Genomic DNA, 14,069 nt, shown 5'->3' with positions numbered 1-14,069 from the left:
CAGTCTTTATGGAGCTATACGATTTTTTGTCGTTGGTTTTCCTTGTTACAATCTCGATTGTGGCGATAAAGAAATAAGAAGCCCCGCCTCCAGCTTCCGACGCTAGGCGGGGTTCTACTCTAACGGTGATCGGGGCTGACCGTCTGCCGGTAGTGCCTCTTTCTATGAACATTATACGACATTCACGAAAACCTGTCAAACGAAGGTGTCCATTATGGGCACCTTGTTTAACGGCTATTCCCTCGATCCTCTCGAGTGGAGTTCTTTTGCATTGTGATTTTTCTTTTATGTGGGATCGTCGGAGTGTTTTCTTTGCACTGTGATTGGTAAAAGCGGCTTACGGTTTGGGAAACGGCATTCCAGTCACGTTCGCTTAGCACACCGATCTTTTTAAGGCAATTATGTGCCGATAGATCAGTGAGTTTTGAAACACGAGCGACTGATGGACGTTGCAGATTTGCAGCTTTCCAGTCAAGTAGATCAATATCAAAGCTATCCGATAACCGGCATGCGTGGGAAGTCACTTTAATTCCTACGACAATGAAATTTGTGTTGTCGACTGCATAGATAATTATGGGACGATTTTTTGATTGCGCCGGATCGTCATCGAATGGAAACTTTGCGATCCACACTTCGCGTGGCAATGGCATCTTTCTTTTCTAGCTCCTCATATAATTTATCCCAGCAATCTTCCTCCGGATTACACCACTCATCGTCTCGAGAAATGACGGCATCTCCATTTTTGTTGTGTTTTGTGTTTCTTTTGGCCAACTCAAAGAGACTGGCACCGTGTTCTTTCATAAAGTTTTCGTACACCGCATCTTGCATGATGTTCTCCTCCTTGCTCTGATTCACTCAAGAATAGTATAGCGGAGCGCAATTAAAAAATCAACATTAGCGTCCCCAGTCTTGATACATTCTCTCCTCCGCACGGATCGCTTTATCCTTTAGTTCCTCCTCATTCCAACGCAGGACAATCTTGCCGTTCTTTTCGCGTTCATGGAGCATTTTCTTTGCAAGTGCAGATACTTTTTCATTGATATTTTTTGCCCGCTGTTTATGCGCGTCGTTTGTCTGCTTTGAACTCCCCGTGTTACGTCTGTTTTTTGTGCGATAGAGACGTACGCGTTCCGGTTTTCCGGCGGTGTCATATGCCGGTGTTGATGAAATAATGCGCTTTTTGTCTCTGTCATACATGACAAGATGTTTCTGCACGCTACCGCGCCGGATGTCATCGCCTATTTTGACTGCTTCCAGCGTCACAATGCGCCCCTCTTTCGGCATCCGGGAGAGGATCGCATAGGTGTCACCGTCAAATGCTTTCATCGGCAGTTTTCCGACCGGTGTTTCTCCATCAATACGAGAATGTCTTGTCAGGGCTTTTGGCAGCTTGTCTGCAAAGAGAACCCTGTCGCGTTCGATTGGGGCAAGCGCTTCTCGCATCGCGGCATAGCGTTCCGCTTCTTTGTGTGCGGCAGTATGTTTCCTGTGTAGCTGTGCAATGACGTTCTCAGGCGGCAGTGTGTCTTTGATTTTTTGGATATGTGCCTCCAGCTTTTGAGCAAATTCCGGTGTCTGCATCTCCTTCTTAAATGCCGCGATCTGCTTGCCAAGCACACCGCGCTGCATATTTAATTGATTGACATCACGCATCGTAGCAAGAGCCGCCGCATGATCCTTTCTTTCCTGTGCGGCACGTACCTTTTTATTGGCGGTCTCAAGCGCTTTTGTCGCAGCGGCATAATCACGCATGGCTTTCCGATAAGTGCCGTTAAATATTCGGTCAATCGCAGCGGCACGTATCTGCCCTTCATCCGCTGCTTTCCTGAGGCGGTTATACCGTGCAAGCTCCCGATCCGCGAGCTTCCGGTATACCGCTTCTTTTTTTGCACAGTAATTGGCAATATCCTCAACCGTGACCGCGTACGGTTCATCGAGGATATTTGCCGCTTCCTGTGCATCGCGTTCTTCCTTGTATTCGTTTTGGAGACGTGCGCGTTCGCTTTGTATCTCGCGCGCGATTTTACGCAGCATAACATCGTTGGCAAAAATCGCTATTTTTAACTCTTCTTCGGTCTCTTTGCTTCGATCCGAAACATCCCCCGAATCATCCGCGTTTGGAGCATCCGATATGCGATCCTCTTTCTCAATCGCCATCATAATCTTTTCCATCGTTTTTGGATTCTTGTACGCCTTGCCGAGATGCGGTGCGGGCGTGCGGTCGAGGAGTTGTGCTTCCTCTAGCTTTCCTTGTGCGATGAGATCTTCGCGCTGGACGTCAAGCGTGCGGTGGTCGATACGGCAATCAAGCCCTTTTTCCGCAAACTTTTCATTGACCAATGCCGCCCATTTTTCGCGCAGTTCAAGTGTCGTCTCTTTCTTTGCCCAGTAAGGATCTGTGAGATAGCCTTGTGTAGGTTCACCGTGCTCGTTTTCCGCATAATTCTTGAAGAATTTCTCAGGCGGCAGTGGACGATCTTTCTCAAATACCTTTTCACTGAACATCAAATGACAATGAATGTTTCTATGCGAAGTGTCAAATGCCGCCGCTTTATCGTGGATCGCATAGGAATAGACGTGCCGATCGGCAATCCCTGTTTGTTTTAGAAAACGCTCGATAAGTTCTTTGTTTTCCTCAAGTGTTAGCTCTTCTTGCAGTCCGATCTTAAATTCTCTGTAAGAACGACCGTTTTTGCGCCGGTGATTTTCAGCCTCCTGCCAAAAGTCCGCGCCGGTTTCTGCCCATTCCGGGAGATTCCCGGAGGATAGGTGGACAAGATCCTCGCGTCCGGACTTCTCTTTCTCGTATTTTCCCTCACGGGCGATGTAATCATAATGCAGTTTTGTGTTCAGTTTACTTCCGTCGGCGCGTTTGCCATGCGGGGCATTATCGAAATAGTAGATTGACATTTCCTGTATCCCTTAATTGCGGTGTTCCTCATCGGCGGGAGCGCCGATCTTACACACTTGCCGTTCGGTAAGTGTGTTTTCATCCGGTATATGTGGCGGCGAATGTACGCCATATATCGGATGAAACACGGCGGAGCCGTGTACGCCGTAGGCGTCCGATCCAACCGGAGGTTGGCGCATGGAAATCTCGTAGAGATTTCTGTAGATGCGCATTCCTGTTTTTGGTTTCCTTGATAGTATCATATTACCTGAAAAATGGCAATATAACCGTTTATATTTTTTGTAAAAAACATTTATAACAAAAGAGAATATAATGGATATAGGAAAATAATATATCTAATTACGGGTAAATATATTTACATAAAACCTCGATTATGCTAAAATCTAAAAGGAGGTGATTATGTAAATGGAACAACAGGAAAGATTCATGCCGAAGGGGAAGGCAACCGATGTGTTTGACCGGGATGCGGCAAAACGTTTTCAAACGGACTTATATAACCTTGCGCTAGATAAGGACGTCGCAAAGAAGCGGAACCTGCTCTATCTCGTACTGCTTGCAATTTGTGTCCTCGTCACTCTGTTTGTAATAACGACAGCAAGCTATAAGACGTACGTTGTGCGTGTGGATAATGCGACCGGACAAATTGAAGCCGACGGGGAACTCAAGGCGACGAACTATGAACCGCAGGAAGCGGAGATTAGAGCGTTTCTTGTGCAGTTTATCAAGGACACACGGACGATTCCGCTTGACCCTGTCCAGTATCGGGAAAATTGGGTACACGCGCAGCACTATCTCACAAAAGAAGCAGCGGAAAAATTCAACGCAATTTTGCAGCATGACGATCCAGCGGCGAAGTTCGGACACGTGACCATACAGCCGACGATCAAATCAATCCAAATGCAACCGGGATCTGCCGCCGTATACCAAGTGCGTTGGACGGAGGACGAATATTCCATCAGCGGTAATGCAAGCGGCGTAAAGTCGTCGTATACTGCACTGTTATCCGTTATGCTTGATCCGCCGACGAAGGAAGAAGAGCTGCTAATCAATCCGCTGGGACTGAAGATTAAAGATCTCAGCATTACCAAAGAGATGGAAGAACGGCGATGAACGGAGGCACACTGATGAACGTAAAGCGCATACTTTCGGCGGCACTCTTCATGACGTTTTTTAGCTGTGCCGGGGCGCCTGTTGTTGTTTCCGCTATGCATACAACGAATGAAGCATGGCAGGCAGAATCGCGCCTTGAATACATCTATAACTATGACGGCGTATATGAAGTATTCGCACGAAAAGGTTATGTTGTGGACGTTACACTAAAATCCGGCGAGACGGTCAGCGGCGTAGTTGCCGGAGATACCGCGCGTTGGATGGTCGAAACAGCGACGATTGGAACGACGCCGCATGTTTTTATCAAGCCGACGGAGGACGGGATAAAAACAAACTTCCTCATATACACAAACAGCCGAGTCTATCATTTGTCCGTCACGGAGCAAAATCAATATACGCCGATCATCCGATGGAGCTATCCGGAAGACGTGTATAAGCCAAAAGAGATTACTCCTGCCGAAGCGGCACATAACGAGATCTTTGCGGATACCGTTGACGGACAGCTTGTCTATAAGACACTGAACAGAGATTATCGGTTTAAGGGCAGCAAACGTGTGAACGAAGCGCTGTATCCGCTCGAAGTTTTCGACGACGGCGTACGGACGTATATTCGTCTCGGTGAAAATAACAAATACGATCTTCCCGTGCTGTACCGCGTTGAGGGCAAAAAGAAACTCACACTGATAAACTATCGGATTCGGCACGGGTACATCATTGCCGATCGCGTGTTTGACCACGCACGGCTCAAGTATTCCGCGAGCGAATACGTTGATATATTCCCAAAAGAGGCGGTGCAGTAATGCTAGATACAATCAAAAAGAAACTATTTCCGAAAAAATATGCCGATCCTATTGATGATACACAGCTAGAGCAGGATGAAGGCTATGAGTCGGGCGGGGTATCTTATGACGATTACGACCCCGCAGACGAGGCAAAAACCGTTAAGAAGCCGCTCATCCTTGCGGGCGCAGGTGCAGTCGCTCTTGCGGGTGTCATGGCAGTAGCAAGCAACGCTCTATTTAGTGGCGACCCACCGGAGCAGCAGGATACGCAGCAGGGAACGTCAAGTGTCGGTACCTCAGCACGGACACCGGCAGACGCGTTCCCGGCAAGATATACCGAAATTGGGCAAAAGGATCATGACCATTCGCACACGCACGGGACGGATGTGCGAGATGTCGATCCGAACCAAAACATGAATCCCAATATGAACCCAAATGTAGCGGCGCCGGTCTATGTGCCGACGACACCGCCCGGCGGCAGCAGTGGCGGTACACAAACGGGGGCAAACGGTGATAGCGCAGCATATGAACGCGCCGAAAAAGCGGCGGAAGAAGCGGCAAAACGACGCGCCCTTATCGACGGCAGCGCGCTTGCGTTTCAGATCGCAAAAGCTATGGCAGACAATGCACCGCCGCAGACGCAGCCGCTCGGCAATGCGCCCGCACCGGGAGCAAATACCGCAGCTAGAAATATCAGCTATGCACCGCAAGTACAGGATGCGCTCGGCGGGCATATCCTTAGTGCAGGATCGGTCATACAGGCGACCCTTCTCACAGGTGTTACAAGTAACGTGCCGAACGGAGACGTTGTAGCGCAAGTACGACAGAACATCTATGACAGCCTTACAGGACGCTTCCTGCTTATTCCGCAGGGCAGCAGACTCATCGGCAAAACGGCGGAGGCGGGAGGAAAAAGGATCGGCGTCATATTTCAGCGGATCATCCTTCCCTCGGGTGCCTCCCTTGAACTCCCCGATCAGCAGGCGATTGACGGCGTAGGGTATCCCGGACTTAGCGATAAATATGACGATCATCGCGGGTCGATTTATCGTGCGGGATTCATGTCCGCGCTGCTCGGTGCCGGACTGCAAAGTCTCACGGGGAACACATCGGGCAAAGACGAACGCAGCCCGGGGCAGGAAGCCGTATCGGGAGCGGTCGCCTCTATCTTGCAGACGATGCAGCAGCTCATCTCAAAAGACATCAATGCAGAGGAAACAATAGACATATCGCCGGGCTATCAGTTCAGCGTATTTATCAATCAAGACTTGTCGATTGGTGCATACAGCGATGAATAACTTCTTGCGTGTCTATGTTTTCCTCATGGCGATCGTCACCGGCATGTGGTTTGCGACACAAAAACTCGCCGCAATGCTCGAGTACAATCCGCGCCTTGGGCAGCCGTTCATGATGAACGGGCAGCCTTACTATATGCCGTGGAAATATCTCACATGGTATATAGAGTTCCGGGCAGAAATACCGCTCGCCTTTAAGGAGACGAACCTATACATCCTTGCGGCATTTCTCATCGGGCTTGTACTCATCGCGCTTACGCTGCCGAAGAAGAAAGACGATTCCCATGGATCGGCGCACTGGGGCGAATATGCTGATCTTGCAAAGATGGAACTCATCAGCGCCGGGGGCGTTGTCGTAGGACAACGGGACAGTTTACTTGCGCGTGCGTTGACAGCCCTCATGCGCGGCGTGGATACACTGCAAAAGGAAAAAGTCGCCTATGCGGAAATGGCGTTTGAACGGGAAAAAGAGCGCCGACGAGACGAACTTACGCAGCAAATCGTGCGGATCACGGAAACGCTGGACAAAAACATACCGCCGACAATACGAGCACGGCTTGAAAAACAGCGTGCAGATCTGCAAAAACAGATTGAAAAAACGGCGGTGAAGTACGATCCGGCAAACGATCCTATCAGTGTCTATCCCTTTGTGAAGCTCTATGAGAGGCTTGTAAAACTTCACGCAGGAATTTCTCATTTCTATCTCAGAGACAATTCCAACAAGCACCTCGCTGTCATCGCCCCGACGCGCAGCGGCAAGGGCGTCGGACTTATCATTCCGACGCTCCTAGGCGAATGGAAGGAAAGCGCCATTGTCAATGACATTAAATCTGAGAACTGGGGCGTCACGGCGGGATATAGGAAGCGTATGGGGCATGTCACAATTAAGCTCGAACCGACCGCGACGGACGGCAGTACGGCGCGCTGGAATCCGCTGGACGAGATCCCGATCGGCACACCGGAAGAGGTTTCCGCCGCACAAAACCTTGCCTATACACTTGCGGACTATGAGGGGAAAGGAAAGCTCGACCATTGGGGCAGTAATGCCGCCGTTGTCATCACAACGGTCATCCTGCATCTCAAATACGCGCACTTTGCCGACCCGGAGCATTATCCGCATCCGCCGACGCTCTATGATGTGGCAGCCTTCATGAAATCCAATACGGTCGGTGTTCTCGATGAAGAGGGGAATCCCGTCTATGAATGGGTAGACAGCGAAGGAAACGCCTATGACGAAGAGGTTGAGGGCGCGGAAAAGGTACAGAAACTCGAGGTAAAGGGCTTTGTCGATTCGCTTGAGAATATGATGGAATTTGAGCATGTGCCGCAGGGTGGCATCGTGATCCAAGAATGGGATCCCCGTACAAGCAGCTATACGGAGCGATCGTTTACCAAGGAGGATATGAGGAATCTCTATCCCATGGCATCCACACTTGATGAACAGCCGCATATCCACCCGATCATCTGTCAAAATTTCCGTGAGATCGCGGCAAAGCCGGACAATGAATGCGGCAGCATCATATCTACGGCGAACACCGCACTCAAGGAATACCTCGACCCGACGCTTGCAAAGAACACCTCTGTCAGCGACTTCTGTGTGGACGACCTCATGAATTACCGGAAGCCGGTATCCCTTTATCTTGTCACACCGCCGTCCGACCTCTTGCGTCTTGCCCCGATCTTCCGCTTATTCTTTGAAATGATGGTCAAGCATCATGCAAAGAAGATCGGAACCTATGAGGGCGGCAAGGCAAAGGCTCTCTATAAACACAAATGTCTCTTCTTGATGGATGAGTTCTCATCACTTGGCAATCTCAAATCCTTTGCCGCGACGCTTTCCTATATCGCCGGGTACGGGATGAAAGTATTTCTCATCAATCAAGGCTTGCCGCAGATTAACGACATCTACGGCAAAGACAATCAGATCCTTATGAACTGCCATTTGCAGATCTTCTACGCACCAAATGACAACGACACCGCAAAATATGCCGAATCCCTGCTTGGCAATAAGACGATCACCGTTGAGAGTGTTTCAGACAGCGGTATCTTTACGAGAAGGAGCTATTCAAAGTCACAGACCGGGCGCGCACTTATGACAGCCGATGAGATCAAACGCCTTGGCGATAAGGAGATCATTGTCGCCAGCGGCAGCCCGCCGATCCTCACTGATAAGGTGAAGTATTACGAGAGCGGGTACTATCTCAGCCGTCTCTATGACGCACCGGTTGCAAGCGATCTATTGAGATCACATCCATATCCGGAGCGGGACGCGCTTATTGCACGCAGCGCAGCGGAAAAAGCCGCAGCAAAAAGACCGCCGAGATTTCGCCCGCAGTGGCGTGAGCCGAAAAAGAAACAACAACCTCAAAAGGAGTGATGAGATGGCAACATTAAAGCAAATGCAGAAAAAATTTGCAACCCTCAGAAAGCGGCAGGAAGCCCTGCAAGCCGAAATGAAGCGGATGAAGCGCGGCATGGAGGCACAGCGTACCATAGACATTGGGCGCATCATCAAGCAGACAGGATTCCCCGTCGAGAATATGGCAATCCTCATAGGTGCGCTCCTCCATGCGAAAGAGCATATCGACGAGGGGGATCAAACGGCGATAGATAATTACATCGCCGCATATGCACGCTTTTCGGAAGCACATCCGGACGCCGGTTTTGAAGATCTTGTCGAGCCGTCAGCGGAAGAGCCGGAGGCACAGGTATCGGACGGCGAAGAACCCATCGTAGAGGAAACCGATGAACACCAACTTTGACGTCATGATCGGTACGGAGATCGTCGTGCTTATGCAACGGGACGACATCACGGAGATCTACATCAATGACGACGGCATGATTCGTTACATCTCTCACGACGAGGGCAAGGTCAAGACAGACATCTATCTGCCGCCGGTCAAGGCACAGGCAATCATCGAACTCGCCGCCGGTCAAGCGGGAAAAGTCGTGAATGAGGAAATTCCGTCTATTTCCGTTGAGATACAAGGTTATGGCGCACGTTTTCAAGGAGAGTTGCCGCCGATCGTTCGGCATCCGCAGTTCAATATCCGAAAAAAGGCAGTGAAGATATTCTCCCTGCAAGACTATGTAAACACAGGCTTCATGACGGAGAAATATAAAACCTACCTAGAAGAGAGCATCAAAGAACGTAAAAACATCTTGATTGCAGGAGGAACAGGTACCGGGAAGACCACCTTCCTGAACGCCATTCTCGCAGCGATTGCAGAGATCTCGCCGTTCCATCGCCTGATCTCTCTTGAGGATCTGCCGGAACTGCAATGCCCCGCAGACGACTATTCACCGATGTTTACGATGCAGGATACGGGCGAAAGCAAAGTGCGCTATAACATGACCCGTCTCCTTGCAGACTGTATGCGCCGATCCCCCGATCGCATAGTCGTCGGTGAGGTTCGGGACGGCGCCGCATATACCATGCTTAAGGCATGGAATACCGGACACCCGGGCGGAGCCTGCACCGTACATGCCGACGGCACGGAAGAAGGACTCACCCGTATCCTATCCCTCGCGCAGGAGGATCCGGACGCTGCCGGGGAGGTCAAAGAACTCATCGGTGAAGCCATCGATGTTGTTGTTGCGATTCAGCATGTTGAACTGCCGGACGGCAGAAAAACACGTATCGTCAGCGACATCATCGAGGTCGCATCCTACGATTCCGCAGCGCATCGGTATAGCATCAACCATGTTTGACAAGGTGTCCATAATGGACACCTTTCAGAAATAAGGGAAGGGTCCATACCGGACACCCGGGCAAATTAAGGGAGGAACTACCACAATGAAAACAATATGCAAGTCCATCATGAAGTATATTATGGTTGCTGCCGTCTTTATGCAGGTACAAGTGATGATGCACCCTGTATTTGCACAGTCTGTCTCTTCGTCCTTGAAGCACTCAGGACAAAAAGGGAGCGTTTCTATCGATTTTCCGTGGATGAAATTTTTTAATGCATTGGTAGATCAGCTTACAGGACCAATCCCTATGGCTCTTGGTGCTATGGGGATTGTCGGTGCGGCGATTGCCCTCATTGGTGGTCATGGCGGCGCAGGCACGCAGAAATTTATCGTTATCGTCTTTGCCATTTCCATTTGCCTATTTGCACCGGGATTTGTCAATGCTATTTATGATTCAGCCGGCGGTCTTACGATTATGGCGCTGGGGACGAGGTAATTATGGACGTAGAGAAAATGCCGGAAGGATATGAAATTCCAATTCATCGGTCGCTTGTCGCACCTTTGTATTGGATGGGCGTCCCGCGCAATCTGTTTATCGCGGAAATATTTTTAGCGATTCTCGGCGGCGTCATCTTTAAGACGTTCAGCGTGATGATCATCGCCGGGATCGCACATTATATCTTTCACATGTTAGGGCAGCAGGACGCGCAGTTCCACGAAGTCTTTTGGCAGTCGCGGCTGCACAAAGTTTTTTACTACCGATAGGAGAGGGGAAACGAATGCTTTTTCAAAAGAAAAGCAAGCCGTTCTCACAAGAGATCGGCGTCTTTCAGGAAAAACCACGGCTGCAATACCTGCTGCCGTGGGCATATATTGATCAAGACACCGGGATCGTACATGGCAAGGATCATTCCATGCTTGCCGTGTATGAATTTCGTGGTCCCGATATGGAGAGTGCTACACCGCTGGATCTCATACAGTACAACGCCGCGCTCAACAACGTGATCAAGAATTTGCCGACCGGTTATGTTCTATACTTCGAATCACAGCGCAGCCGGTCAAGGGATTATGACCAATCTGAGATTGACATCCCTATCATCCAAAAGATGGAAAATGACCGCAAAGAGTATTATGCGGGACAGAAACACTTTGAGACGCGCTACTATTTCACTGTGTTCGCGGAGCCGCCACAGCTTATCAAATCGCGTATCACAGACGCGTTCATCGCGGACGCGAAGAACAAAGGAAAGGGCGCGGAGATGCGCCTGTACGTGGAATGCGTCGAAAAATTCATTAGCAACGCCAACCTCATTGGCGATATGCTGAGAGCTTGGCTTCCGGATATCAAACCGCTCGGGGCAGAAGAGACAATCACTTATCTTCATTCGACCGTCTCGGATAAATATCATCCGGTGAAAATAAACCCGTCTTATTATGTCACGGACTACATCTGTGACGCCGACATCCTCGGCGGTCGTGAAATGCGGATCGGCGAAAAGCATATGAAGATCGTCACGATCCTCAACTTCCCGCCCATGTCTGAACCGGGCGTATTTGACGTATTTGACCGTATGGATCTCGAATATCGCTGGGTATCTCGATTCATTTGCATGAGTAAGCCGGATGCGGAAGAAGAGCTGAGGGGGTATCGTAAACGCTGGAATCAACAAATAAAGGGCTTTTGGACGCAAGTCCTCGAGGCGATCAACAAACAGAAAATACAGCAGACAAGCGAAGAAGCCGCCGCGCATGACCTTGATGAAACGGCAGCATACAACCGTGACGATGCCGGTGCGGCGCTGCAAGAACTCGGTCAAGACTATGTAAGCTACGGTTACTATACCATGACCATGATGGTACTTGACCGTGACGCGCAGCGATGCAGCGAGAAAGCCAACCGTGTCCTTGAGGGAATCAACTCTCTTGGATATACCGGTTACATCGAGACGGATAACGCGATGGAAGCATGGTGGGGATCGATCCCGGGCTGTTATCGCGCCAATATACGGCGTCCGATTGTCAGCAGCCTAAATTTTTGTCATATGGCCCCGGTCACGGCGACGTGGCCCGGAGACAAAAAGAATGACTTCCTCAAGGGGCCTGTACTGCTCTATACCGATACGGCAGGATATACGCCGTTCCGTTTGTCGCTCCATGTGGGTGACGTAGGGCATACGATGATATGCGGACCGTCAGGGTCGGGGAAATCCGTGCTGCTCAACACGATTGAGGCGCACTTTCTCAAATACAGAGACGCCAACGTCTTTGTATTTGACAAAGCAATGTCAAGCCGTGCCTTGACACTTGCCGTCGAAGGGAATTTCTACAATATCGCAAGCGAAGGAGAAGGAGAACTATCCTTTCAACCGTTGGCAGAAATTCATAATGAGGACGAAATCAAATGGGCGAAAGAATGGATCATCGCCTATTTGCAGCAGCGCAACGTCACAATCACCCCTGCAAAGGACAATTTTGTATGGAAAGCCCTTGTCTCACTCAAAGAGTTTCCCGTATCGCAGCGTACCATCTCGACCTTTTGCGAGCTAGTGCAGGATAAAGAGATCCGGCAAGCCCTCAAATCTCTCACGCAGGAGGGAAGTTATGGCAAACTGTTTGACAATAACAAAGACGTATCCGGCACGGGGCGTTGGCAAGTCTATGAAATGGAAACACTTATGGCGACACCTGCTATCGTCCCCGCAACCCTCGACTATCTCTTTCATCGCATCGAGGGCAAACTAAAGCATGCAAAAGGACCTTCTATTATCGTTCTTGACGAATGCTGGCTCTTCTTTGACAATCCCATATTCAAAGAAAAGCTCAGAGAATACTTCAAGGACATGAGAAAAAAGAATACCTCAATCATTTTCGCCACGCAGAACCTATCCGACCTTGCAAATAAGCCGGAACTCCTGCATGTCGTCATGGAGAATTGTCCGAACAGAATCTATCTGCCAAACAAACAAGCGGCAACAGTGCAGAGCAAAGAGCTGTATAAGTTGTTTAACTGCAACGAGCGGCAGGTAGAACTCATCGCCAATATGACGCCGAAGCAGGACTATTACTATTCGAGTGAAAAAGGCAACCGCATTTTTCGCCTTGCCTTGCGTCCCATTGAAATCCCGTTCGTTACGGCGACTTCCAAAACCGACCAACAGGCGATCAATGACATCCTCAACGCCGGTGATCGAGATCGCTTCATCGAGAAGTGGCTTGCCTATAAGAATGCAGTAGATGAATGGGAAGACTATAGGCGCAACTATATCGCGTGACCATAAAAAGGTGTCCATTATGAACACCTGAAGAAAGTTCAATAATATTCATAAATATCCTTGCGTTTCGGTGTCCATTATGGACACCTTGAGAGGAGAGGGAACCATGAAAAAAATAGCAGCAGCACTTCTCATTGCGGGCAGCATCGCCGCTGCCCCGCTCCCGGCATCCGCCGCGATCCCCGTCATCGATACGCAAAACATACAGCAACAGCTCAAAACCTACCTTGAGAGCATCAAGGTGGTCACAAACACCGCACAGCAGATCGCCCTGCAACTGCAAGAACTCAAAAGCCTACCGGGAAAACTGCTTGAAAAATATAAAGCGGAATTTCTCGCAAGCATTCAAAAGGCAAAAGAGCACGCACAGCCGACCGGCATTCTCTCAGAAGAAGGTATGTGGCAAAAAGTATGGGATGAAAAATTCCCTGTGATCAATGCCGACAGCGGACTCTCTCATACCTCAATGAGTGAACGCAACGTTGAAGTAACCATGCAGGCGCTGCAATCCTTGCAGAACAAAAAGGACATCGCAGCATACCATAATCTCATGAAAGATTTGCAGGACGCACAAAAGCGTCTGCAAGAACTGATCGATCTCAACCGCAGCCCTGAAGGAGCAAAGCAAGCGGCGCAGATCGCCAATGAAATTGCCCTCGAACAGGCAAATATTGATAGCATCAAACTTACAATACAGGCGATCTCATCACAAAATCAAATCATGGAAGCGCAGCGGAAAATCGTCAAAGAGCAAAATGAGCGCGCGCTAGGCGAAGCAATGGCAAAGGCAACCACGCAAACGATAGAGAGAATGCATCGGGAGGCAGCCAATATAAACCGCCCAACAATAAGAGAGTCTGATCCATTCAAACGCAATGGATTAGGTATGAATTGGTGACGATATGGAATTTGGAAATACAACGTTTCTCAAGGGGAGTGTATAATAAACTGTGTAAGTAGGAAGACAGCTTAGGAACACTCCCGGTGAGGGGAAGTCAAAAACTAA

Annotated in this window: 13 protein-coding genes; 10 read left to right on the top strand and 3 right to left on the bottom strand. The window is 49.6% G+C overall.

What is annotated here, in order from left to right; genetic code table 11:
* Nucleotides 1-227: 227 nt before the first annotated feature.
* The 3 genes from HMPREF9162_RS11930 to HMPREF9162_RS11760 form a co-directional block, all read right to left on the bottom strand.
* Nucleotides 228-632: a type II toxin-antitoxin system PemK/MazF family toxin gene (locus HMPREF9162_RS11930; RefSeq protein WP_071586904.1), complete on the bottom strand. Its 405-nt coding sequence runs from the start codon at nucleotides 630-632 to the stop codon at nucleotides 228-230.
* Nucleotides 604-828: a hypothetical protein gene (locus tag HMPREF9162_RS12350; protein WP_009438637.1), complete on the bottom strand. Its 225-nt coding sequence runs from the start codon at nucleotides 826-828 to the stop codon at nucleotides 604-606. Before HMPREF9162_RS12350 ends, HMPREF9162_RS11930 begins: the two co-directional genes overlap by 29 nt.
* A gap of 66 nt (nucleotides 829-894) precedes the next feature.
* Entirely contained in the window at nucleotides 895-2,910 is a 2,016-nt protein-coding gene (locus HMPREF9162_RS11760) for a MobA/MobL family protein (protein ID WP_009438910.1), read from the bottom strand.
* A gap of 406 nt (nucleotides 2,911-3,316) precedes the next feature.
* Here HMPREF9162_RS11760 and HMPREF9162_RS05815 point away from each other — a divergent pair, with 406 nt between their 5' ends.
* From HMPREF9162_RS05815 to HMPREF9162_RS05770, 10 genes are all read left to right on the top strand, one after another.
* A complete protein-coding gene (locus HMPREF9162_RS05815; RefSeq protein ID WP_009438746.1) occupies nucleotides 3,317-4,021 on the top strand; it encodes a type IV secretion system protein in 705 nt (234 codons plus the stop codon).
* Between the two features lie 14 nt (nucleotides 4,022-4,035).
* Nucleotides 4,036-4,821, top strand: coding sequence for a TrbG/VirB9 family P-type conjugative transfer protein (locus tag HMPREF9162_RS05810; protein WP_009438794.1), 786 nt, complete (start codon nucleotides 4,036-4,038; stop codon nucleotides 4,819-4,821).
* On the top strand, nucleotides 4,821-6,101 hold the full coding sequence (locus HMPREF9162_RS11755) for a TrbI/VirB10 family protein (RefSeq protein WP_009438900.1): 1,281 nt from the start codon (nucleotides 4,821-4,823) through the stop codon (nucleotides 6,099-6,101). The genes HMPREF9162_RS05810 and HMPREF9162_RS11755 overlap by 1 nt, the downstream gene beginning before the upstream one ends.
* Nucleotides 6,094-8,475: a type IV secretory system conjugative DNA transfer family protein gene (locus tag HMPREF9162_RS05800; RefSeq protein WP_037349422.1), complete on the top strand. Its 2,382-nt coding sequence runs from the start codon at nucleotides 6,094-6,096 to the stop codon at nucleotides 8,473-8,475. Before HMPREF9162_RS11755 ends, HMPREF9162_RS05800 begins: the two co-directional genes overlap by 8 nt.
* Nucleotides 8,476-8,479: 4 nt before the next feature.
* Nucleotides 8,480-8,860: a hypothetical protein gene (locus HMPREF9162_RS05795; RefSeq protein ID WP_009438821.1), complete on the top strand. Its 381-nt coding sequence runs from the start codon at nucleotides 8,480-8,482 to the stop codon at nucleotides 8,858-8,860.
* Complete coding sequence (locus HMPREF9162_RS05790) at nucleotides 8,844-9,809, top strand: ATPase, T2SS/T4P/T4SS family (RefSeq protein ID WP_009438776.1); 966 nt, start codon at nucleotides 8,844-8,846, stop codon at nucleotides 9,807-9,809. The genes HMPREF9162_RS05795 and HMPREF9162_RS05790 overlap by 17 nt, the downstream gene beginning before the upstream one ends.
* Before the next feature lie 85 nt (nucleotides 9,810-9,894).
* Complete coding sequence (locus tag HMPREF9162_RS11925; protein ID WP_009438939.1) at nucleotides 9,895-10,287, top strand: TrbC/VirB2 family protein; 393 nt, start codon at nucleotides 9,895-9,897, stop codon at nucleotides 10,285-10,287.
* A gap of 2 nt (nucleotides 10,288-10,289) precedes the next feature.
* Nucleotides 10,290-10,556: a VirB3 family type IV secretion system protein gene (locus HMPREF9162_RS05780; protein WP_009438734.1), complete on the top strand. Its 267-nt coding sequence runs from the start codon at nucleotides 10,290-10,292 to the stop codon at nucleotides 10,554-10,556.
* Between the two features lie 14 nt (nucleotides 10,557-10,570).
* Nucleotides 10,571-13,063 carry a conjugal transfer protein TrbE gene (locus HMPREF9162_RS05775; protein ID WP_009438820.1) on the top strand — a complete coding sequence of 831 codons (2,493 nt, stop codon included), beginning with the start codon at nucleotides 10,571-10,573 and terminating at the stop codon, nucleotides 13,061-13,063.
* 106 nt (nucleotides 13,064-13,169) lie between these two features.
* Entirely contained in the window at nucleotides 13,170-13,961 is a 792-nt protein-coding gene (locus HMPREF9162_RS05770) for a putative P-type conjugative transfer protein TrbJ (protein ID WP_009438935.1), read from the top strand.
* The last annotated feature ends 108 nt before the right edge of the window (nucleotides 13,962-14,069 follow it).

Origin of the sequence: Selenomonas sp. oral taxon 137 str. F0430, assembly GCF_000183625.1 — a bacterium.
Lineage (GTDB): Bacteria > Bacillota > Negativicutes > Selenomonadales > Selenomonadaceae > Centipeda > Centipeda artemidis.
Note: the sequence above shows the minus strand (reverse complement) of the source record. Positions and strands in the feature narration are given on the sequence as shown.